The sequence below is a fragment of the Nocardia spongicola genome, from assembly GCF_047200775.1.
Taxonomy (GTDB): Bacteria; Actinomycetota; Actinomycetes; order Mycobacteriales; family Mycobacteriaceae; genus Nocardia.
Genome location: NZ_JBJZOO010000003.1, coordinates 34,975 through 55,906, shown reverse-complemented (window position 1 = coordinate 55,906; position 20,932 = coordinate 34,975). Strand labels below are relative to the sequence as shown.

23 protein-coding genes are annotated in these 20,932 nt (G+C 64.3%); 12 read left to right on the top strand and 11 right to left on the bottom strand.

Features of this window, described 5'->3' with window-relative positions; translation table 11 throughout:
- Nucleotides 1–131: 131 nt before the first annotated feature.
- From ACL02S_RS08055 to ACL02S_RS08040, 4 genes are read left to right on the top strand one after another with little or no spacing between them, the layout of a single operon-like run.
- Nucleotides 132–758, top strand: coding sequence for a lipid droplet-associated protein (locus ACL02S_RS08055; RefSeq protein WP_412801698.1), 627 nt, complete (start codon nt 132–134; stop codon nt 756–758).
- Nucleotides 755–2,077 (top strand): exodeoxyribonuclease VII large subunit, encoded by a 1,323-nt coding sequence (gene xseA / locus ACL02S_RS08050; protein ID WP_412801697.1) that lies wholly within the window; start codon nt 755–757, stop codon nt 2,075–2,077. The genes ACL02S_RS08055 and xseA overlap by 4 nt, the downstream gene beginning before the upstream one ends.
- Nucleotides 2,078–2,079: 2 nt before the next feature.
- A complete protein-coding gene (locus tag ACL02S_RS08045) occupies nt 2,080–2,352 on the top strand; it encodes an exodeoxyribonuclease VII small subunit (RefSeq protein WP_412801696.1) in 273 nt (90 codons plus the stop codon).
- Nucleotides 2,349–2,714 carry a VOC family protein gene (locus ACL02S_RS08040; RefSeq protein WP_412801695.1) on the top strand — a complete coding sequence of 122 codons (366 nt, stop codon included), beginning with the start codon at nt 2,349–2,351 and terminating at the stop codon, nt 2,712–2,714. The genes ACL02S_RS08045 and ACL02S_RS08040 overlap by 4 nt, the downstream gene beginning before the upstream one ends.
- A gap of 11 nt (nt 2,715–2,725) precedes the next feature.
- Here the strand turns inward: ACL02S_RS08040 and ACL02S_RS08035 are convergent, their stop codons facing one another.
- Nucleotides 2,726–3,292 carry a DUF4245 domain-containing protein gene (locus tag ACL02S_RS08035; RefSeq protein WP_412801694.1) on the bottom strand — a complete coding sequence of 189 codons (567 nt, stop codon included), beginning with the start codon at nt 3,290–3,292 and terminating at the stop codon, nt 2,726–2,728.
- A gap of 127 nt (nt 3,293–3,419) precedes the next feature.
- On the opposite strand from ACL02S_RS08035, the gene glpX reads away from it, so the two are divergent.
- Entirely contained in the window at nt 3,420–4,463 is a 1,044-nt protein-coding gene (glpX, locus tag ACL02S_RS08030) for a class II fructose-bisphosphatase (protein ID WP_412801693.1), read from the top strand.
- Between the two features lie 253 nt (nt 4,464–4,716).
- Here glpX and ACL02S_RS08025 read toward each other — a convergent pair whose 3' ends face one another.
- Nucleotides 4,717–5,382 (bottom strand): HEAT repeat domain-containing protein, encoded by a 666-nt coding sequence (locus ACL02S_RS08025; RefSeq protein WP_412801692.1) that lies wholly within the window; start codon nt 5,380–5,382, stop codon nt 4,717–4,719.
- The gene (locus ACL02S_RS08020; protein ID WP_412801691.1) at nt 5,379–5,741 is read right to left on the bottom strand and encodes a hypothetical protein; all 363 of its coding nucleotides are present in this window, start codon (nt 5,739–5,741) and stop codon (nt 5,379–5,381) included. The genes ACL02S_RS08025 and ACL02S_RS08020 overlap by 4 nt, the downstream gene beginning before the upstream one ends.
- Before the next feature lie 324 nt (nt 5,742–6,065).
- Here ACL02S_RS08020 and ACL02S_RS08015 point away from each other — a divergent pair, with 324 nt between their 5' ends.
- Entirely contained in the window at nt 6,066–7,469 is a 1,404-nt protein-coding gene (locus ACL02S_RS08015; protein ID WP_412801690.1) for a class II fumarate hydratase, read from the top strand.
- Nucleotides 7,470–7,541: 72 nt separating this feature from the next.
- On the opposite strand, the gene ACL02S_RS08010 is transcribed toward ACL02S_RS08015, so the two are convergent.
- The 3 genes from ACL02S_RS08010 to phoH2 all read right to left on the bottom strand — a co-directional run bounded on the left by ACL02S_RS08010 (nt 7,542) and on the right by phoH2 (nt 10,631).
- Nucleotides 7,542–8,399 (bottom strand): acyl-ACP desaturase, encoded by an 858-nt coding sequence (locus tag ACL02S_RS08010; protein WP_412801689.1) that lies wholly within the window; start codon nt 8,397–8,399, stop codon nt 7,542–7,544.
- Nucleotides 8,400–8,497: 98 nt separating this feature from the next.
- A complete protein-coding gene (locus ACL02S_RS08005; RefSeq protein ID WP_412801688.1) occupies nt 8,498–9,061 on the bottom strand; it encodes an LGFP repeat-containing protein in 564 nt (187 codons plus the stop codon).
- A gap of 184 nt (nt 9,062–9,245) precedes the next feature.
- Complete coding sequence (phoH2, locus tag ACL02S_RS08000) at nt 9,246–10,631, bottom strand: RNA 5'-3' helicase PhoH2 (RefSeq protein WP_412801687.1); 1,386 nt, start codon at nt 10,629–10,631, stop codon at nt 9,246–9,248.
- A 502-nt stretch (nt 10,632–11,133) separates the two neighbouring features.
- Between phoH2 and ACL02S_RS07995 the strand changes: the two genes are divergently transcribed.
- A complete protein-coding gene (locus ACL02S_RS07995; protein WP_412801686.1) occupies nt 11,134–11,415 on the top strand; it encodes a hypothetical protein in 282 nt (93 codons plus the stop codon).
- A gap of 6 nt (nt 11,416–11,421) precedes the next feature.
- On the opposite strand, the gene ACL02S_RS07990 is transcribed toward ACL02S_RS07995, so the two are convergent.
- The 3 genes from ACL02S_RS07990 to ACL02S_RS07980 all read right to left on the bottom strand — a co-directional run bounded on the left by ACL02S_RS07990 (nt 11,422) and on the right by ACL02S_RS07980 (nt 13,915).
- Complete coding sequence (locus ACL02S_RS07990; protein WP_412801685.1) at nt 11,422–11,844, bottom strand: limonene-1,2-epoxide hydrolase family protein; 423 nt, start codon at nt 11,842–11,844, stop codon at nt 11,422–11,424.
- Between the two features lie 63 nt (nt 11,845–11,907).
- On the bottom strand, nt 11,908–13,203 hold the full coding sequence (glyA, locus tag ACL02S_RS07985) for a serine hydroxymethyltransferase (RefSeq protein ID WP_412801684.1): 1,296 nt from the start codon (nt 13,201–13,203) through the stop codon (nt 11,908–11,910).
- Nucleotides 13,204–13,336: 133 nt separating this feature from the next.
- Nucleotides 13,337–13,915 carry a TetR/AcrR family transcriptional regulator gene (locus tag ACL02S_RS07980; protein ID WP_412801683.1) on the bottom strand — a complete coding sequence of 193 codons (579 nt, stop codon included), beginning with the start codon at nt 13,913–13,915 and terminating at the stop codon, nt 13,337–13,339.
- A 92-nt stretch (nt 13,916–14,007) separates the two neighbouring features.
- On the opposite strand from ACL02S_RS07980, the gene ACL02S_RS07975 reads away from it, so the two are divergent.
- Nucleotides 14,008–14,466 carry a PaaI family thioesterase gene (locus tag ACL02S_RS07975; protein WP_412801682.1) on the top strand — a complete coding sequence of 153 codons (459 nt, stop codon included), beginning with the start codon at nt 14,008–14,010 and terminating at the stop codon, nt 14,464–14,466.
- A 139-nt stretch (nt 14,467–14,605) separates the two neighbouring features.
- On the opposite strand, the gene ACL02S_RS07970 is transcribed toward ACL02S_RS07975, so the two are convergent.
- Nucleotides 14,606–15,805, bottom strand: a complete 1,200-nt coding sequence (locus ACL02S_RS07970; protein WP_412801681.1) for a DUF885 domain-containing protein — start codon at nt 15,803–15,805, stop codon at nt 14,606–14,608.
- A 181-nt stretch (nt 15,806–15,986) separates the two neighbouring features.
- Between ACL02S_RS07970 and coaA the strand changes: the two genes are divergently transcribed.
- Nucleotides 15,987–16,919: a type I pantothenate kinase gene (gene coaA, locus ACL02S_RS07965; RefSeq protein WP_412801680.1), complete on the top strand. Its 933-nt coding sequence runs from the start codon at nt 15,987–15,989 to the stop codon at nt 16,917–16,919.
- Nucleotides 16,920–16,990: 71 nt separating this feature from the next.
- Here the strand turns inward: coaA and ACL02S_RS07960 are convergent, their stop codons facing one another.
- On the bottom strand, nt 16,991–17,770 hold the full coding sequence (locus ACL02S_RS07960; RefSeq protein ID WP_412801679.1) for an isoprenyl transferase: 780 nt from the start codon (nt 17,768–17,770) through the stop codon (nt 16,991–16,993).
- 221 nt (nt 17,771–17,991) lie between these two features.
- Here ACL02S_RS07960 and trhA point away from each other — a divergent pair, with 221 nt between their 5' ends.
- The 3 genes from trhA (at nt 17,992) to ACL02S_RS07945 (ending at nt 20,735) form a co-directional block, all read left to right on the top strand.
- A complete protein-coding gene (trhA, locus tag ACL02S_RS07955; protein ID WP_412802067.1) occupies nt 17,992–18,615 on the top strand; it encodes a PAQR family membrane homeostasis protein TrhA in 624 nt (207 codons plus the stop codon).
- Between the two features lie 38 nt (nt 18,616–18,653).
- Nucleotides 18,654–20,324 carry an adenylate/guanylate cyclase domain-containing protein gene (locus tag ACL02S_RS07950; RefSeq protein WP_412801678.1) on the top strand — a complete coding sequence of 557 codons (1,671 nt, stop codon included), beginning with the start codon at nt 18,654–18,656 and terminating at the stop codon, nt 20,322–20,324.
- Nucleotides 20,325–20,456: 132 nt separating this feature from the next.
- Nucleotides 20,457–20,735, top strand: coding sequence for a hypothetical protein (locus tag ACL02S_RS07945; RefSeq protein WP_412801677.1), 279 nt, complete (start codon nt 20,457–20,459; stop codon nt 20,733–20,735).
- Nucleotides 20,736–20,932: the final 197 nt, after the last annotated feature.

Here is a 20,932-nt window from a genome sequence, read left to right as displayed (position 1 = left end):
GCGTCTATCCTCCACATATGATCGCAGCGCCGCGAAATCCGGGCCGATCCGTCACGCGCCGAGGCGGACGAATATTCGAATCCTGCGCACACCTCCTTTGCATGACACACCTTTTCGGGCAGGCTAGGACCATGTTTCGACCACCCTTTATGGCCCGTGTCGCCGCAGGCGCCGCCGTGTACGCGATCGAAGAGACTCGTCGACTCCCCACAGCGGCAATGCATTTCCCGATCACAGCCATCAGTCAGATGCTGCAGACGACCATGCACATCCAGCAGTTCATAACCAGCCTGGCGCTGAAGGGCGACGCGGTTTTCGAGCATTTCTCCGACCATCCGGTCGAACAGCCGGAGTGGGCCACCTTCGACGAAGACCTCGCCGATAAACCGGACTCCGGCCCCCGCGCAACCAGCCGATTCGATCAGCACACCGCCGACGACGCCACGGCCGCCACCACAAAAGAATCGCCCCTGGCATCCGCACCCTTCACCGCGGAGAGCTCCATCCGCAGCGCCGAGACCAACGGCCATACCCGCCATGAGCCCGAGGCCGCTGAACCAGAGCCCGATATCGCCGAACCGGAAATCGCCACCCGCTACAACTACGCCACCATGACCTTGGCCCAGCTGCGCGCCCGGCTGCGTATGCTGACCCTCGAAGACCTCGAGGCGCTGCTGGAATATGAGCAGCGCACCCGCGCGAGGGCACCATTCGTAACCATGCTGACGAATCGGATCGCCACCGTGCAGGCCCAGTGACCGAACCAGGAACACCCCCGGCACCGCCGGTTGGCCGGGGCACCTCCGGCCAACCGGCCGACGCACCCGCGAATTCCGCGGAGCACCCGTGGCCGGTCCGCTCGGTGGCCATCAAGGTCGCCCAGTGGATCGACCGGCTCGGCAGCATTTGGGTGGAAGGGCAGATCACCCAGATCAACCTGCGCCCCGGCACCCGGACGGCATTCCTGGTGTTACGCGATCCGTCCGCTGATATGTCCCTGTCGGTGACCTGTGCACCGGATCTGATCCGCGCTTCCTCCGTCCCGCTACAGGAGGGCAGCCGGGTAGTGGTCTACGGCAAACTCTCCTTCTTCACCGGACGAGGAACGATCTCGTTGCGCGCCATGGAGATTCGCCCTGTCGGCATCGGCGAACTACTGGCCCGCATCGAACGCCTCAAGGCACTACTCGAGGCCGAGGGACTGTTCGATCCCCGGCTCAAGCGACCGCTCCCATTCCTGCCTGCCACAATCGGACTGATCACCGGCCGTGCGAGCGCCGCGGAGCGCGATGTGCTGAGCGTCGCACAAAATCGTTGGCCCGCAGTGCGTTTCGAGATAAGGAATACCGCGGTGCAGGGACCGAATGCGGTGCCTCAGCTACTCGCCGCGCTGGCCGAGCTCGATAGCGACCCCGCCGTGGAAGTGATCGTGCTCGCACGCGGCGGCGGCAGCGTAGAAGACCTGCTGCCGTTCTCCGATGAGGCACTGTGTCGCGCTATCGTGGCCGCGACCACCCCGGTGGTGAGCGCGATCGGCCACGAGCCGGACACCCCGCTCAGTGATTCGGTCGCCGATCTGCGCGCCGCCACCCCGACCGATGCCGCCAAGCGGGTGGTCCCGGATGCCGCCGCGGAGCTGTCCGGTATCCGGGAACTACGCGCCCGCGCCGCGGCCGCATTACGCGGCTGGGTCGAGCGCGAGACCAGAACACTCGCCCAACTGCGTTCCCGACCTGTGCTCGCCGACCCGCTGCGCGATATCGACCAGCGTCGAGAGGAGATCGAGCGGCTGCGCACAGCGGCGCGGCGGAGCGCCGAACAGCTGCTTCGCACCGAATCCACAGCGACCGGACATCTGCGTGAGAAACTCACCGCGGTGGGCCCGGCCGCGACACTGGCCCGTGGCTACGCTGTCGTACAGCGCGTCACCGGCCAGGAACGCCAAGTGGTGCGCTCGATCGCGGACGCACCCGCGGGCAGCCAACTGCGGATCCGGGTCGCCGATGGCGCTGTCACGGCTGCCGCGCTCGGCACCGAGGCGCTCGGCGGGACGCATACCGACACCGGGAGGAACTGATCATGGCCGAATCCGGCAAGTCGACACCAGAGAACACGGCGGGAGCCGTCGAGGACGGCGACTCCGATATCGCCGGGTTCGGCTATGAACGCGCCCGCGACGAACTGGCAGGCATCGTGAAGATCCTGGAACAGGGCGGCCTCGATCTGGACGAATCCCTCACCCTATGGGAACGCGGTGAAGCTCTGGCCAACCGCTGTGAGCGGCATTTGGAGGGCGCACGCCTGCGCGTGGCGGATGCCCTGCACCGCACAGATTCGGAGCAACACGAATGACGATCCGCCGTGCCACCCCGGATATCCGCACCACCGACTTGGCCACCAGCCGCGAGTTCTACCGGTCGTTGGGCTTCCATGAGGCAATGGATCTGGGCTGGGTGGTGATCATGGCCTCCCCCACCAACCCCACCGCCCAAGTGCTGCTCTTCAGCTCGGATACCGAGGAACTCCAGCCGGACATGAGTGTGGAAGTCGAGGATGTCGACGCCGTACACGCGACGATGACCGCCGCGGGCGCCGACATCGTCTATCCCTTACGCGACGAGCCGTGGGGCGTACGCCGCTTCTTCGTCCGCGACCCGAGCGGAACCATTGTCAACGTGGTGAGTCACCGGGCGACAGCCGCCGCAAACGAGTAAGGCCGGGTATCTCAGCGCTGCAGCGGCACAGCGGTGGTAATCGCCTCGGCCAGGGTGAGGAAGGCCGCCCGGTCACCAGCACCGGTGATCAACACTCTGGACTGACCGAGATCGGCGATCCACGCGGTCTCCTCGCCCGGCTCGGCATAGGCCGTCCACTGCTGTGCGGCGACCTGTTCGACACCGCTGGCGTACCGGGAGCCGAGCACGAACCGGGACAGCGCTTCCTCTGTCGCACTGCTCTGGGTGAATCGCATATACGTGCCCTGCGGCGTGATGTAGCCAACGGTGCTGACCGCCCCACCACCCGCGCCGCTGATCGACTCGCGACTGCCCGAGTTCGGCGTCCAGCCCTCCGGCACGTCCGGATTACGGATCGGGAACGGCAGAGTCCGAGCGTCGGCGGTGAGCGCGGCCCGCACATCGAAGTGCGGGATCTGCCCCTGGGTCGGGCCACTCGCGGCGAAACTGCACTGGCTGGCCAGTCCGGCGAATACCACAGCGATCGCCACCAACGGGATCAGCGACCAGAACAGATCGCGGTAGTCGTTCATGATGCGTGGCTTTTGGTACGGCACGCTCCCAGTATCCACTCGCGCGGCCGCACTCCGCCGCGCACCCCGCTCCCCGAACAGGGGTAACAGCCGTGTCCTGCCGAATGAGACAATCGACTGGTACGCATCGATGCACAGGAGGCACCCCGCAATGACGGCAACTTCCCCGACTCCGAGCCGCCGCGAGGCGCCCGACCGCAACCTCGCACTCGAGTTGGTCCGCGTGACCGAAGCCGGAGCGATGGCCGCGGGCCGGTGGGTCGGGCGCGGCGATAAAGAAGGGGGAGATGGCGCTGCTGTCGACGCCATGCGACAGTTGGTCAGCTCGGTGTCCATGCGCGGCATCGTCGTCATCGGCGAGGGCGAGAAGGACGAAGCGCCGATGCTGTACAACGGCGAGGCCGTTGGCGACGGCACCGGCCCCGAGGTGGATTTCGCGGTGGACCCGATCGACGGCACCACCCTGATGTCCAAAGGCTCCCCCGGCGCGATCTCCGTGCTCGCCGTGGCCGAGCGGGGCGCGATGTTCGACCCATCGGCGGTGTTCTATATGCACAAGATCGCCGTCGGCCCCGAGGCCGCCGACGTCATCGATATCTCGGCGCCGATCAGTGAGAACATCAGCAGGGTCGCCAAGGTCAAGAACTCCTCGAAGTCCGACCTGACCGTCTGCATCCTCGACCGTCCCCGGCACGCGGAACTGATCCAGCAAGTGCGCGATGCGGGCGCCCGCATCCGCCTGATCTCCGACGGCGATGTCGCGGGCGCGATCGCCGCGGCCCGCCCCGACTCCGGCACCGATATCCTGGTCGGCATCGGCGGCACCCCCGAAGGCATCATCGCCGCCGCCGCGATGCGCTGTATGGGCGGCGCACTACAAGGCATGCTCGCCCCGAAGGACGACGAAGAAAAGCAGAAAGCCATCGACGCGGGCCACGACCTCGACCGCGTACTGACCACCGAAGACCTGGTCTCCGGCGAGAACGTCTTCTTCTGCGCCACCGGCGTCACCGATGGCGACCTGCTGCGCGGTGTCCGCTATTACAGCGGCGGCGCATCGACCCAGTCGATCGTCATGCGCTCGAAGTCCGGCACCGTCCGCATGATCGATGCCTACCACCGCCTGACCAAACTGCACGAATACTCATCGGTCGACTTCATCGGCGACGAACACGCGGTCCCGCCGCTGCCCTGATCCCTCATCGCCTGTGGCGCTGCCTGATTCCGCAGCGCCACAGGATCCATCACCACACCTAGCTGTACAGAGCTGAGATCTTCGGCCCGTGAACAGAAGCGGCACGACCTGCAATGCTCAGGTCGCAACGGTGTCGGCAGGCGCATCTTCTCTGCCCACTCATCGGTGGCCGGGCTTCCGGATGTGACGGTCTCGCCCCACAGCAACCGAAACCCGGCAACAGGCTGCCGGGTTTCGGTTGCGCGTCAGTAGTTCACTCGGGCGAATCGAGGAGATCACGCAGGTTGTCCACGGCGGTCCTGGCCGCCTGGCGGACATCCTCGTGCGGGTCTTCCAGCAACGGCTCGATCAACCCGATCGCGTCGGTCACCTGGAGGTCGTCGAACACGTCGATGATCGTCTCCCGCACGATATAGCTGGTATCGCCGAGGCCCTGCACCAACGCCGGATACACTGCCTCCAGCTCCGTATAAGCCAGGTACTCCAACACTTTGGCACGCACGAACTCATCCGGGTGCCCTTTCATACCGCGGATGGTGTCGCTCAGGTCGGTGTTCCCGGACAAACGGAGAAACCAGATCGCGTCCCCAGCGATCAACGGCTCGGGATCACCCACCCGAAGCTTGGCCTTTTCGACGAGTTTCGGATCCTCACCCTGGTATAGGGACAGTACGACCAGTGCCGCGCGCCACTGTGAGACACGTCGACCGTCCAACTCCGCAAAGAGCACCTCGATACCGGCTCGACCGTGCTCGTACAGCTTCTTGGCGACCTCTTCGTAGTAGTGGTCGTACTCGTCATCGGCCGAAAACCACTCCACAAGGTCCGCCAACGACAGACCCGTGAGATGCTCGCGTATCTCATCGGAGTCCACATTCTCGGACCAAGGTTCGCCCGCTGAGCTTTCTTCTTCAGTCACCTAATTCCACATTCTCTCTTGATTTCGCTGATGGTTTTGCCTTTGAACTCACCTGGGAACTCCCTTTGGATACTTCCCGGAAGATCATAGGAAGTGGCGCTGCCGTTATCGACCTTAGCCTTAAGATTGTTCATCTTGGCTCGATCCGATTTTCCTTTATTCTTAGCAAGCAGGCGGGGTGCCTCCTTAAAAAGCTTCATGGCTTTACTACACGAGTCCTTCGATGGAGCGGCGACAAACTGCGCATCAGCAGTAGCATAGGTCGGTATCGCCGCCACAGCGGCACTCGAGCCAACGGAAGCCCCCATCAGCACCGCCCCGGCCACAACAACAGCGCTGATCAATCTTTTGCCGTACATATCAGTATTCCCTCCACGGTTCCGTCAAGCATCAAGGTCGATGCAGTCCTTGCCGCACCCTGCGCGATGCGGCAAGGATCATGGCGACGGTCGTCGGTTCTATGCACCCCGCAGGGGATGAATCCGAAGTTTTTGTCCGTCAATGGTGTTGGACGGGGAGAACCGAGGAACGGTTCCACAGAACGACCACATAGTGATGCGGCTCACCACGAGAGAGACTCGATCAATCGGCTACCAGGATTTGCTGGGGCGATTCGGACAACCGGGTGCGCACCTCAGGCGTGGCAGCGTCATGCGTTGTGGCCCCGGCATAGGGTCGAAAGCATGACCGAGGAGACGCAGTACCGCATCGAGCATGACACCATGGGCGAGGTTCTGGTTCCGGTGGACGCCCTGTGGCGGGCGCAGACCCAGCGGGCCGTAACGAACTTCCCGATCAGCGGGCGTGGTCTGGAGCGTGCGCAGATTCGCGCACTCGGCCTGTTGAAGGCCGCGTGCGCCACGGTGAACCGCGACTTGGGCCTGCTCGATCCTGGGAAAGCCGATGCCATCATCGCCGCGGCGAACGAGATCGCGGACGGTATCCACGATGATCAGTTCCCGATCGATGTCTTCCAGACCGGCTCGGGAACCAGCTCGAATATGAACGCCAACGAGGTGATCGCCTCCTTGGCCGAACTCAAGGGTGTCGTCGTGCATCCGAACGACGATGTGAATATGTCGCAATCGTCCAACGACACCTTTCCCACCGCGACACATCTCGCCGCTACCGAAGCGGTCATCACCGATCTGGTGCCCGCGCTGGAACATCTGCGCCTGGCGCTGCTGGACAAGTCGGCCGAATGGCGCACTGTGGTGAAATCCGGCCGCACTCACCTGATGGATGCCGTGCCGATCACGCTCGGCCAGGAGTTCAGCGGCTACACCCGGCAGATCGCGGCGGGCATCGACCGCGTGATGGCCGTGCTGCCCCGGCTCGGTGAGCTGCCGATCGGCGGGACAGCGGTCGGCACCGGACTGAACGCGCCGGAGGGTTTCGGCACGAAGGTCGTCGCGGAGCTGGTGCGCGCCACAGGGATCGACTCATTGCGCGAGGCCGAGAACCACTTCGAGGCGCAGGCGGCCCGGGACGGCCTGGTCGAGGCATCCGGTGCCCTGCGCACGATCGCGGTGAGCCTGACCAAGATCGCCAACGATATCCGCTGGATGGGCTCGGGTCCGCTGACCGGACTGGCCGAAATCCAGCTGCCCGATCTGCAGCCGGGCAGTTCGATCATGCCGGGCAAGGTGAACCCTGTTCTCCCTGAGGCGGTTACTCAGGTCGGCGCACAGGTGATCGGCAATGACGCCGCGGTCGCCTTCGCCGGCGCGAACGGCGCCTTCGAGCTGAATGTGTATATCCCGGTGATGGCCCGCAATCTGCTGGAGTCGATACGCCTGCTGGCAAATGTCTCACGACTGTTCGCCGACCGGTGCGTGCGTGGTCTGGTCGCCAATGTCGAGCATCTGCGCACGCTCGCCGAATCCTCGCCTTCGATCGTCACACCGCTGAACTCCGCGATCGGCTATGAAGAAGCGGCCGCGGTGGCCAAAGAGGCGCTCAAAGAGAAGAAGACCATTCGCCAGACCGTCATCGACCGCGGCCTGTTGGGGGAGCAGCTGACCGAGGAGGAACTCGACCGCCGTCTCGACGTGCTCGCCATGACCAAGGCACAGGAACACGACTGACCGAACCGGCGGGCTCGAATGCCACGGTGCGTCGAGGGCCGCGCTACCGTGGTATTCGGCCGGCCGGAGTGCTCAATCGCGCAGATACGCCAGTTCGGCGCGCGCCGATTCGCCATCCGAACCGAAATCGGTGCGGGTGAAGACCTTCCACCGCCGCAACAAGGGAGCGAAAACCAGCTCGCCTTCCTCGGCGCGATCATAGATTCCCGCCTCGGCGAGCACCGTATCGCTGCAGCGACCATCCGCCAATTCCGCCGTGGGAACCTGGAAGCCCGCGATCTGCTCGGCGACAGCGCGCATGGTCTGGTCCGGTACCAGATCGAAGGCCGCGGCGACCAGGTCGGCGAAGAACTCCGCCTGGAGTTCTTCGTCCCGCGCTATCCTCCCGGCAATGGCATCGACCTGCGGGTTCTCCCCGAGCGCCGCGATATTGCGATGCCGGACCGCGCTGGCAGCCTCCTCGAAGGCGCAGGTGGCGAGCATATCGAGCAGGTGCATCGCCGGACGACGGAAACCTTTGGTCATCTGCGCCATGCGCAGTCGCTCCAGCTCTTCCGGGTCGGCTGCCCTGGTGACCATGAGGTAGTTGCGGATCACGATCCCATGGCGGTTCTCCTCGGCTGTCCAGCGACCGACCCAGCGCCACCACGCGCCCGTACGCAGGTGCTTGCCGACCTCACGGTGATAGGAGGGCAGATTGTCGGCGATCAATACGGAGACCGTCAGCGCCGCCAGGGCGGTTTCGCTGAGCGTGGACTGTTCGGGCGCCCACGCCGCGCCGCCGAGGAATGCGAAGTTTCGCCCCTGCACCCACGGCACGAGATCGTGTGGTTGCCATTCTTCGGCGGTATCGATGTGCTTGCGCAGCAGCAGATCTACATCCACCGCGAGCGATTCGAGCAGTTCGCGGTCGGTCAGGAGAGTATGCACCGAGCCACCCTAGCGGTTCGGCCCTGGCAGCGGGATGGATGGACGGGATGGATAGGAAAACGAGACCGTGCGGCGGCCGCAGTACCGCCGAAACCGGACTACGGCTTCGGCGTGACGGTGATAACGCCATCGACCACGGTGATGATGCCACCGGTGAAATCGCTCTGCTTCCCGCCGGGAATGGTCTTCTCATCACTGACCGGATGGCCGAACTGCCCCTGCGCACCACCGTTCTCCTGCCATGCCTTACGGATCTCACCCCATACGATGCGGGGTTCACTGTCCCTGGCCAGGTAGATGGTGCCGCCGGTGAAGTCTTGGTATTCGCTGGCATCAGGGCCGCTTTCCTCGGCGGCCAGCGGAAGGCCGAGCGGACCGTCCGGACCGCCGTTGCGCAGGTATTCGTGGTAGATCTCGCCGGATACCGCGATCTCACCGGCCACCGTCGCGATCCTGGTCTCCTCCGCGGCCTCCACCGTAGTAGCCGTCTTGCGCGAACCGGTGCGATAGGTCGTTTCCAGGGTGCGGGGGGCCGCGGTAGTGGTCGTCATGCCCTCGGCGGCGGTGCTGCCGTCCTCGTCGTCGCCGCAGCCGAGCACGATCAACCCGGTCGTAGCGAGCGCCACGGTGATTCCAGCCGTTCGTCGAGCGAAGTGGTGCATGTCCATCCTCTCGCAATGGGCTACCAGCACCCCACGGGCTCCGTGCCGCCGTGCGTAGCCTCGGCCGATTGCCGATATGACTCGGTGGTCACCGAGTGATCACCGAGTCATATCGGACAGCTATCGCGGCGGATAATACCCGGCGGACAGGCCGCGGCACAGAACACCGGACAACACGCCTGAATCAGGCGTGCGGACCGTACTCCTCCAGCATCTCGGTGACCAGAGCGGCGATCGGCGAGCGCTCACTACGGGTCAGCGTGATATGCGCGAAAAGCGGGTGACCTTTGAGTTTCTCGATCACCGCGGCGACGCCGTCGTGTCTGCCGACCCGAAGATTGTCGCGCTGGGCCACATCGTGGGTGAGGACCACCCGCGACCCGGTTCCGAGCCTGCTGAGCACGGTGAGCAGGACATTCCGCTCCAGCGACTGGGCTTCGTCGACGATCACGAACGAATCGTGCAGCGATCGTCCACGAATATGGGTCAGCGGCAGTACCTCCAGCATGCCGCGACTGAGCACTTCCTCCATGACCTCTCGACTGGCCAGACCGTCGAGCGTATCGAAGACGGCCTGCGCCCACGGTCCCATCTTCTCGCTCTCGGTGCCGGGGAGATAACCCAGATCCTGACCGCCGACCGCGTACAGCGGGCGGAAGACCACCACCTTGCGCTGCGTGCGCCGCTCCAGCACCGCCTCGAGGCCCGCGGTCAACGCGAGCGCGGATTTGCCCGTACCCGCTCGCCCGCCGAGCGAGACGATCCCGACGCTCTCGTCCAGCAACAGGTCCAGCGCGATGCGCTGTTCGGCGGAACGGCCGTGCAATCCGAACGCCTCACGTTCCCGGACCAACCGCACCTGTTTGTCCGGGGTGACCCGGCCGAGCGCACTCGAGCCCGCGCTGAGCAAGCGGATACCGGTGTGGCAGGGCAGTTCCCGGGCATCATCGAGATCGATCAGCGATTCGGCATAGAGCTGATCGATCTGCCCCGGACTGACATCCAGCTCCACCATGCCGGACCACCCTGAGGTGACCACATCCTGCGCGTGATACTCGTCGGCCGGTATGCCCACCGCACTGGCCTTGACCCGCAGCGGGATGTCTTTGGAAACCAGTACTACCTCACGGCCCTCGGCTGCGAGGTTGAGCGCGCAGGCCAGGATCCTGGCATCGTTGGTGTCGGTACGGAACCCGATCGGAAGGACGGTGGGATCGGTGTGGTTCAGTTCCACCTGCAGCGTCCCACCCTCGGCGCCGATCGGCACCCGCTGATCCAGCCTGCCGTACTGCAAACGCAGATCGTCCAGGTTGCGCAGGGCTTCCCTGGCGAACCAGCCCAGTTCATGATGATGCCGCTTGGCCTCGAGTTCACCGATGACCACCAGGGGTAGCACCACATCGTGTTCGCCGAATCTGGTGAAAGACCAGGGATCCGAGAGCAGAACGGACGTGTCGATGACGAACACCTTGCCGGGCGCGTGCGCGGAGCTGTCCCCCTTCGCGGCGGCTCCGCTGTGCGCGGAGCTGAAGTTCGCCGAGGGAGCGGAAACGGAGCGTGCAGCAGTCACGGTGGGCTCCTCTGTGTTCATGCGGAACTCGCACGAACGATCTCGCTGGACCGGGTCCGTCCTGATAGATCCGACGTTGCCGTCAGATGCCACGAGGGCCGGGCGCCGGCCCTCTCGCACTGAATAGCTCAGTCACGGTCAGGACCTCCCGTACGAGCCACACCGCCGCGGCCCGCATACCCGACGCTACCTGCGAATCATGCTTCCGCGCTCAGAGACGGAAGGGCATGTCCGTGAATTTGTCGTAAACCGGAGCATCATGCGGGCACACGCTCGAGTGTCATGCGGACAACACAGCAGGATTAGTGATTCCGGACCGGGCCGAGCGCCGGCTCCGGCAGGCGGTACACATCACGACCGAACCTGCGGCAATCGAGGCGCGTAATTCCCGCAAATCGCACCGAGCTCGAGTAGCGCGGGCCCGGCACGGCAGCAGCGCTGGACCGCATATGCGTGGATGGGATGCTCGCGGACGTTCGATACGACGGATAGAGTCGCTGATATGTCCGGTGCAGAGGAAGAAGAGGATCTGACGAAGCTGTCGTCGAAGGAACTCCACGACCGAGCGATCAAGCTCGCCGTGCGACGCGGTGATGTGAAGTTCTTATGGCGTTTGCTCACCTCGATCCCGGCCGCGGAGGCCGCCGCGGGCAATGTCGCCGAGAGCGAGGCGGATATCAAATACATCCTGCCCTTGATCGACGACTACATCCACGCGGGCGACGGTGCGGTCGCCGAGGTATTGCGTCCGATGTACTGGCAGTACCTGACCCAGCACTCCTGAGCCGGATCAGCCCCTTGTGAACGCCGCGCGCCAGAGACCGACGACGATACCGCGCAGGAAGTTCTCCCAGCTGAAGTGATCGTGCCACAAGATGATTCGGCCATCGCGCAGCTCGAAGGTTCCGGTCACCCAGAACCCGATACGCACCGGGCCGAAGCGTAAGTAGTCGGTGCGATCGGTGAGCACCACCTCGCCGTCCGCGGCGATATGGTGTATCTCGACGTCGAATCCGAGCCAATCGCGGCGCAGAGCGCGCAGTGCGCCACCGACTCGACGGATACCTCGCGCATCAGGTAGTGAGGTGTTCTTCCAGACGATATCCGGATGTAGCAGATCGATCGACTCTTCGGGCGCGCTCATAGCCAGTGCGGTAAAGAATTCCCGCACCGTAGTGATCGAGTCCTGTTTCAGGTCGAGTTCATCGGTCATGGCCATAGCCTAAGCCGCACCGGCCGACCACGTCACAGTATCCGTGCCAGAAGCATTATCGGATCAGCCAAGCAGGCGCCAATCCTCCAGGCCGTCGTACAGTGGAATGTCCGCTGCCAGCTTGCGCACCCGGCCGCGCAGCGCATCCGCATCGGCGGTACCGCTCAGCGCGCCGGCGATGATATCGGCGACCTCGGTGAACTCGGTATCTCCGAAGCCACGGGTGGCCAGGGCCGCGGTACCGATACGCAGACCGGAGGTGACCATCGGCGGACGCGGGTCGAACGGAACGGCATTGCGGTTGACCGTGATTCCGATCTCATGCAGCAGATCTTCCCCTTGCTGACCGTCGAGCTCGGAGTTGCGCAAGTCGACGAGCACCAGATGCACATCGGTACCGCCGGTGAGCACACTGATGCCCTTATCGGCGACATCGGCCGCGGTGAGGCGCTCGGCGAGGATCTCGGCGCCGGATAGTGTGCGTTCCTGACGATCGCGGAACTCCTCGCCCGCGGCGATCTTGAAGGCGACAGCCTTGGCGGCGATGGCGTGCATGAGCGGACCACCCTGCTGTCCGGGGAACACCGCGCTGTTGAGTTTCTTGGCGAACTCCTGCTTGGCCAGGATCAGACCGGAGCGCGGACCGCCGAGAGTCTTGTGCACGGTCGAGGAGACCACATCGGCATAGGGCACCGGGGAGGGGTGCAGTCCCGCGGCGACCAGGCCGGCGAAGTGTGCCATATCCACCCACAGGTAGGCGCCGACCTCATCGGCGATCGAACGGAACGCCGCGAAGTCCTGGTGGCGCGGATAGGCCGACCACCCTGCCACGATCACCTTCGGCCGCGCGCCGAGGGCGATATCGCGCACCTCGTCCATATCGACGCGGTGATCTTCCTTACTCACCCCGTAGGAGTGCACTTCGTAGAGCTTGCCGGAGAAGTTCAGCCGCATGCCGTGGGTGAGGTGACCACCGTGCGCGAGATCGAGGCCGAGCAGCTTATCGCCCGGATCCAGCAGCGCCATCAGCACCGCGGCATTCGCCTGAGCGCCGGAATGCGGCTGTACATTGGCGAATTCGGCGCCGAACAGCTCCTTGGCCCGTTCCCGCGCCAGATTCTCCACCACATCGACGTGCTCACAGCCGCCGTAGTAGCGCCGACCCGGGTATCCCTCGGCGTACTTGTTGGTGAGCACACTGCCCTGCGCCTGCAGCACCGCACGTGGCACGAAGTTCTCAGAGGCGATCATCTCGAGCGTATCGCGTTCACGGGCGAGTTCACCTGCCATCGCGGCAACGAGCTCAGGATCGAGCTCACCGAGGGACTGGCTATTGACAGAGGCGGTCGTCTGCGTCACGCGCTCAGTCTATTGGCCCCGGCCCGCGGCTCCCGGCAGGGGGTTCGTCCTGCCAGGGCGCGATAGTTTCGATCAGGATGTCACGATCGCACCGTCCTGCCGTGCTGTGGGATATATCCCCGCAATCGCGCACTCAGCGGAGTTCACCGTCGGCGGGCAAGTAGCTTTCCAACAGTGCCGTGAGATGTCGCTGGGCGTCTTCCATCGGCTGCGCGGATTTCATCGCCCGTGCCTGCATAATCGCGCCTTCTATCGCACTGAACACGAAGCTGCTGAACGAGCGCGCGTCATGCGCGCATAGGCCCGCGGCGGTCAACGCCGTCTCGAGCCTGCCGTGCCAGTCGGCGAAAACAGCACCGGCGGCGGCTTGCACATCGGGGTCGGACTCGGCCAACGCCGCACCCGCGATCGGGCATCCCGCACGGTACTCGGTCTTCTCCAGTGCGGCGATCCACCAGCTGATGAGCGACTCGAACCAGTGCTGGGGCGGCGCGGCGGTGATCGTGTCGATCACCGCGCCGATCCGGTCGCCCGCGACCTGGGTCGCGGTCTCGATCAGCTCGGCTTTACCAGAGGGAAAGTGCTGATAGAGCGAATTGCGCGAGGAGTTGCTGCGCTCCAGCAAGGAGGCCAGCCCAGCCGCGTGTACACCCTGCTCACGAACCAGTTCGATAGCGCTGTCGATCAGCCTGATACGTGGGCCCGCGGTCATGCCTGCTCCTTGCTCACAGTTGCGTGAACCAATCGGTTCATGTTGCAATGATCGCAGATGTGAACCGATCGGTTCACAGAGAGGATGGGGTAATGTCCGAAACCACGCTCGACCTGGCCGAACTATCGGGTCTTGAACTACTCCGAACCGCGCTGACCGGGACGAACCGTCCTCCGTCGATCGTCGATCTGCTCGGTATGGACATCGAGGAGCTCGAATACGGCAAGGCGGTTATGGCCCTGCGCACCCGGCCCGATTTCGCCAACCCACTCGGCACCACACATGGTGGTATCTGCGCGACCCTGCTCGACTCGGTGATGGCCTGCGCCGTACACACCACGCTGGAAGCAGGCATCGGCTACACCACACTCGAACTGAAGGTCAACTACATCCGCTCGGCCCCAACCGACGGCCAGCGGCTCACCGCCACCGGAAGCACGATCCATGTCGGCCGCACCACCGCGACCGCCGAAGGGCAGGTGGTCGACGAGCAGGGTCGCCTGATCGCGCACGCCACCACCACCTGCGTCATCTTCCGCGGTAATCGCTGATCCGAGGAGAATGGCCGCGCCCGAACGCACGCCGCGCGACGCGATACGGACGTTCCGTGGCCTCGCATAGGACCGCTCCCCGAATCACTCACTCCGTGAACCATGAAAAAGTCCGCGAGTGCGACGATTTCAGTATTCCTCAGGCTGCGGCGCGCACCGCGCCCGGCGTGAGCGGTTCGTCGAGCAACCTGCGGAACCGGTCGGCTCGGTCGGCGGCATCGACCGCCCGGTCGAGCCACCCGCCGAGCAGCCGGTAGCCCTCCACATAGGTGGAGATATAGGCCCGCCACAGCGGCGAGGACAGGAAGCGCAGCGATTGCCGTGCCCGCTGTGGCGTCATCAATCCCCAAGTCTGCAGGAACTCCGCCACCTCGTCGGGGGAACGCCGCCGGTCGTGCAGCAGTAGCGCGGCATCCTGCCGCACACCGAGCAACATGGCCGAGGCATCGGCAAGGCGTTCGGCTCGTTCACCGTCGAAGCGCAGGCCGAGATCGGCGTAGATCTCTTGCGCCCACCTGCCCCAGCCCGGTCCGATGACCGAACGCAATGCCAGATCGGCCAAGCCCTCGGCCATCAGGCATTGCGGGGTGTTCACCAGAAACAACGTCTGCTCGGTCTGGCCAGCGGCGACCAGCCCGGCCTCCTTGCGGCAGTGCTCGGTGTGATGCCCCGGATAGGCTTCGTGCGCGATCAACTGCGGTAGATGCGCCATGTGCTGGGTGAGGTCGGCGTTGATCGCGACTCGGGAATGGTAATTGCCCAGGTAGTAGTTGAACCCGGACCAGGGCTTGTCCCCGACCACCTCATAGGTGACGTGCTCGTGCTCCGGGAGCGGATAACGGGCGCGGACCAGTTCGCGCAGGGCGCCGGAGAATGCCTCGACACACGCCGACAGCCGCTCCGGCGGGATCTCGTCGGCCTTACGGTGCGCGGCCATCCGTTCGGTCAAGGAACCGTCCCCAGCGAGCACTTCGTCCATCCGTCGATGCGCCTGGCGGTAATCGGCTACATCACCGGGTGCGATATCGACGTCGAAATACGCCGCGACCTCCTCGACGAACCCGATCCGCTCCCCGGCGAACTTGCGCCCGGAGCATTCCAGCGCCCGCAAGTGCACGTCAAGGAATGCCACACGCTCCGGCGCCAACCCGGCATCCGGCAGCGCCACCCGCAACTCGGCGGCCCGCCTTGCCAACTCGCGCGGCTGCGGTGCCTGCGCATTCTGCACCTCGCGGCGCAGCGCGGGATCACCGGTGTAGGCGTCGACGAATCCTTCCTCCAACCGATCGAAGGCGAGGCCGAGCCGCAGGTATTCGGTCACGAACGGATGCGCTTCCATACCGGCCGACAGTAGTGGGTGCTACCTCGGTCATCGACTCGGTTACCCCTAGGTAGTGGTACCCCACTCAGCCCACCACGATGACACGGAGCAGAATTCGGTTATGCGGCGACAGCTTGACCGAATCTCACCGGATCCGCACCAGCGCTGTGCGTGTTTGTCGATGCGGAGCGTCGGGTAAGTGGCACGAATGAGCGAGCCGAGTCCTTATGTGGAATTCGACCGGAAACAGTGGCGGACACTACGTAAGTCGACTCCCCTGGTGCTCACCGAAGAAGAACTGATCGGCCTGCGCGGTCTGGGGGAACAGATCGATCTCGAAGAAGTCGCGGAGGTCTATCTCCCGCTGGCTCGGCTCATCCATCTCCAGGTGGCCGCGCGTCAGCGTCTGTTCGCCGCGACCGCGACCTTTCTCGGCGATACTCATCCGGACCGCCAGGTACCCTTCGTAATCGGTGTCGCGGGCAGCGTCGCGGTGGGTAAGTCCACCACTGCCCGCGTACTTCAGGCACTGCTGGCCCGCTGGGATCATCACCCGCGAGTGGACCTGGTCACCACCGACGGATTTCTCTATCCCAGCGCGGAACTCATCCGGCGCGGCATCATGCATCGCAAGGGTTTTCCGGAGAGCTACGACCGCCGCAAGCTGCTGCGATTCGTCACCGAGGTGAAATCCGGTGCGGCCGAGGTGTGCGCGCCGGTGTATTCCCACGTCTCCTACGACATCGTGTCAGGGCAACTGCACTGTGTACACCAACCCGATATTCTCATCGTCGAGGGACTGAACGTCCTGCAGACCGGGCCGCGACTGATGGTCTCGGATCTGTTCGACTTCTCGATCTACGTCGACGCACGCATCGAGGATATCGAGAAATGGTATGTACAAAGGTTTCTCGCGCTGCGGGCAACCGCGTTCGCCGATCCGGACGCGCATTTCCACCACTACTCCGGATTCACCGACGAACAAGCGACCGCCGCCGCCCAAGAGATCTGGAACAACACCAACCGCCCGAATCTGGTGGAGAACATTCTGCCAACCCGGCCACGGGCGACCTTGGTATTACGTAAAGACACCGACCACAGCATCAATCGATTGCGGCTACGAAAATTGTGATGTGAATTACATTTCCCATACTGCGGGCGTCGTGAGCGGCGGCATCACCGGCATACCGCCGCGCGAGCGAATCAGATACCGAATCGACGGTGCCGCGCGGCATAGTCGCGCAGCGCGCGCAGAAAATCCACTCGCCGGAACTCCGGCCAGTACGCCTCGGTGAACCATATTTCGGAGTACGCGCTCTGCCACAGCAGGAACCCGGATAGTCGCTGCTCCCCGGAGGTGCGGATAACGAGATCCGGGTCCGGCTGCCCGGAGGTGTAGAGGTGCTGGCCGATCGCGTTCACCGTAATCGCCTGTACCAGGTCTTCGCCGGACTCCCCCGCGGCGATCTCCTGGCGGACCAGTGAACGAACCGCATCGGTGATCTCTTGTCTGCCGCCGTAGCCGACCGCGACATTGACATGCACACCCGAACGTTCCTCTGTGCGCTCGACCGCGGCGCGCAGTCGCTTGGCGATCAACTCGGGAAAGCCTTCCAACGAGCCGACCAGACGCACGCTCCAGTCCTGCTCCGGAGCCGAAAGTTCCTCGACCACATCGGTGATCACCTCGAACAACGTCTCCAGTTCATCCGCACCGCGCTGCAAGTTCTCCGTGGACAACAGATAGACGGTCACCATTTCGATGCCCTCGGCCGCACACCAGCCGACCAGCTCGGCGATCTTCAGCGCCCCTACCCGATGACCATGACTGACATCGGTGAAACCGTTCTCCCGCGCCCATCGGCGATTGCCATCGCACATCACCGCGACATGCCTGGGATGTTGCTTGCCTGCAAGCTGCCTGGACAGCCGGGCCTCGTAGATGCGATACGGCAGGCTGCGCACCTGACTCGGAAGTTCCACGCGGGCAACCCTACGCCTCGACGCCCTGATCCCGGCAGCGACCGCGATACGCCGGTACAGTGGCCAGGAGCCCGAAGCTACGGCTACGTAGGTTACCGACGGTTCAGCTGAGGAGGTAACTCGTGTCCGAGTTGGTCGGCGCCGCCGACACGCCCCTGGTCGCAGTAGCGCCTGCGCCGGGGGACGAAACGCGCCCAACGGCACCGGACAGCAGGCCGCGGATGCGCGGCTGGATCCATACCTGGGCCGCCGGTGTGGCGGCAGTGGCCGCAGGCGTACTGATCGCTACCGCCGCCACGGTCTCGGCGACCGCGGGATGGGCAACACTGATCTACGGCCTCACGGTGTGCGGGCTGTTCGGCATCAGCGCGACCTATCACCGGGTGACCTGGCCGACCACCACTGCCCGTATCAGGATGAAACGGGCGGACCACTCGATGATCTTCCTGTTCATCGCGGGCAGCTACACCCCGTTCGCCCTACTCGGTCTGCCCGAGCGCACCGGGCGGGCAGTGCTGGCCGTGGTCTGGGCAGGCGCCATGGCCGGTGTAGCCATGAAACTTCTCTGGCCGACCGCACCCCGATGGGTCGGCGTCCCGCTGTATCTGCTGCTCGGCTGGGCCATCGTGCCGGTAGCCGGGGAATTGAACAGCCAGGTCGGCCTCGCCCCGCTCCTGCTGCTGCTGATCGGCGGCCTGTGTTACAGCGGTGGCGCCATCCTCTACGCGACCAAATGGCCGAACCCATGGCCGACCGTTTTCGGTCACCACGAGTTCTTCCACGCGGCCACGGTGCTCGCGGCGCTGACCCACTACGCGGCAGTCTGGCTCGTGGTATGGCGTTGAACGCGACCCGATAGAACCAGAGGCGAAGGCAGCACGCGATGATCGCGAAACTCGCCGTATGGGCACTCACCGCGCGGGCCGGTCTGGCGGTGATGGTCACCACGGCCAATCTCAGCGGCGTCGCGGTGATCTTCACCCAGCTGTGGCTGAACGGGTTCATCGACAGACTCGGTGCGAACTGGCTGCACGCACTGGGACTCGCGGGTATCTATCCGGCGGCGGGGATCCTGCTCGGTGTCCTGCTCGCGGTGCGCGATCGGAGAGTGTATTTCGGCTGGTTCGATGCCAGGCGCACACCGACAGCTGCGGAAGCTCGCCGCATGCTCCGGCTGCCTGCCGTGATCAGCTCGAGGGCGCTCGCGGTGTGGATTCCCGGGGTGATCGTGGCGACCGCGATCTTCGAACATCTGACCCCGGACAACGACCGAGGGGTGACCGCGGCGCTGTTCACGCTCGGCGCGTTCGAATCGGCAGCGGTTACCTTCCTGATTGTGGACCGCCTGATCCGGCCGACCATTCCGGTAGTCGCCGAGGTGCTCGGCTGGACGATGCACTGGAGTTCCTCTGTACTCGCACGGGTCGTGGTGACCTGGACGGTGGCAGCGGCGCTACCACTACTCATGCTGATCGTCGTGCTCGCCGACCCCGCCTCGGACCCCACCGACCGAGTCCGGACCGCCATCTACCTGTCCGTGGTCGGCATCGGGGTCGGCGCACTGGCAACCACTTTTCTCGCGCGGGCCGTCGCCGCACCGATGCACACCCTGCACCGGGCGCTGGACCGGATCACCCAGGGTGAACTGGGCGTCCAGGTGCCGATCGGCAACACCAGCGAGATCGGCAGGCTGGAGCACTCGGTCAATGAGCTGGCCGCGAATCTGCGCGAGCGGCAACGGATGCGCGAGGTATTCGGCAGACATGTCGGGCCGGAGGTGGCCGAACGCGCACTCGCGCGGGGAGCGGATCTCACCGGTGACGTCCGCGAGGTGACCGCTCTGTTCGTCGATGTGACCGGCTCGGTGGAACTGTCCACCGGACTACCGCCCCAAGAGTTCGTCGCCAAACTGAATCGGCTGCTCGCCATCGTCGTCGCGGCGACCGAAGAGAACAACGGACTGGTCAACAAATTCGAAGGCGATGCGGCACTATGTATCTTCGGCGCGCCGATCGCCCTGCGCGACAACGCGACCACGGCCCTGCGCGCCGCGCGGCGCATCCGCGATGAGGTGCTCGCCTCCGGCGAACTCGATATCGGCATCGGCGTGGCGCGCGGACCGGTCTTCGCCGGCGATGTCGGCTCGGATACCCGGCTCGAATTCACAGTGATCGGCGATGCGGTCAACACCGCCGCCCGCCTCACCACCGCGGCCAAAAGCGTGCCACGGCGGATCCTGGTGAGTACCGCCGTGATCGAGGCCGCCACAGTGCAGGAGAGATCCGAATGGACCTTCTACGACACCGTGATACTGCGTGGCATACAAGAGCCAACCGGCTGCTGGACCGACAGCGATATCCCCAGCACTCCGGTCTCTTCTCCAGCCACCCGCAGCGACCACCCCGGTAGAAAAACGTCATCGGACGAAACAAATCAGGTCATCCACATACACACCGGAGTAGTGGAGCAGGAAGACGAAGCAATGCCGAGCGCTGAAATGAACTCCCCCGCCATCGATGAACGAAGCCTCGTCCGGAATCGGAAAAATCACTGAACACCGTGGGCCGGAGTCGAGTGCCTGGCACTCGATCTTCCCGATGCCCTACCGCTCCTCCTACGCCACCACCAAGGCAGCACTACGCAATTTCGCGATCACCGCGCGCTCAGAGAATCACCCTTCGGGATATTGCTCACCGCTGTCGAACCAGGCCGGGTCGACACCGACCTGCGGGAACGGCAAATAAGATACCTCACCGAAAACCCTGTTCGCACCGCCTATTCCACTACCCGCATGGAGATACTCGACGCGGGGCAGACCGAGGGCGTCACCCCGGAGAAAATCGCCACCCGCATCCGCACAGCGATCGAAGCCAACCGGCCTCACCCCCTTTACACTATCGGCAACAACGCCCCCGCCATGCTCACCGTCCGCAGGATATCCCCCGCACGATCATGGAACGCTTGATCGCACGCACCCACGAAATTTCCCGGCGAGGCCTCACCGTCAACAGAATCTGAAGAATACGAAAGCAACGAGAACATCACGAAATAAACCACAGAAATCCTTTTCGAGATTTTATCTATAAAAATTCGATACATTGAAAAAACCGACTGGTATGGTAAGTTGCGCATAAGCGCCCAGTAGCCAATGAGCCATCTCGG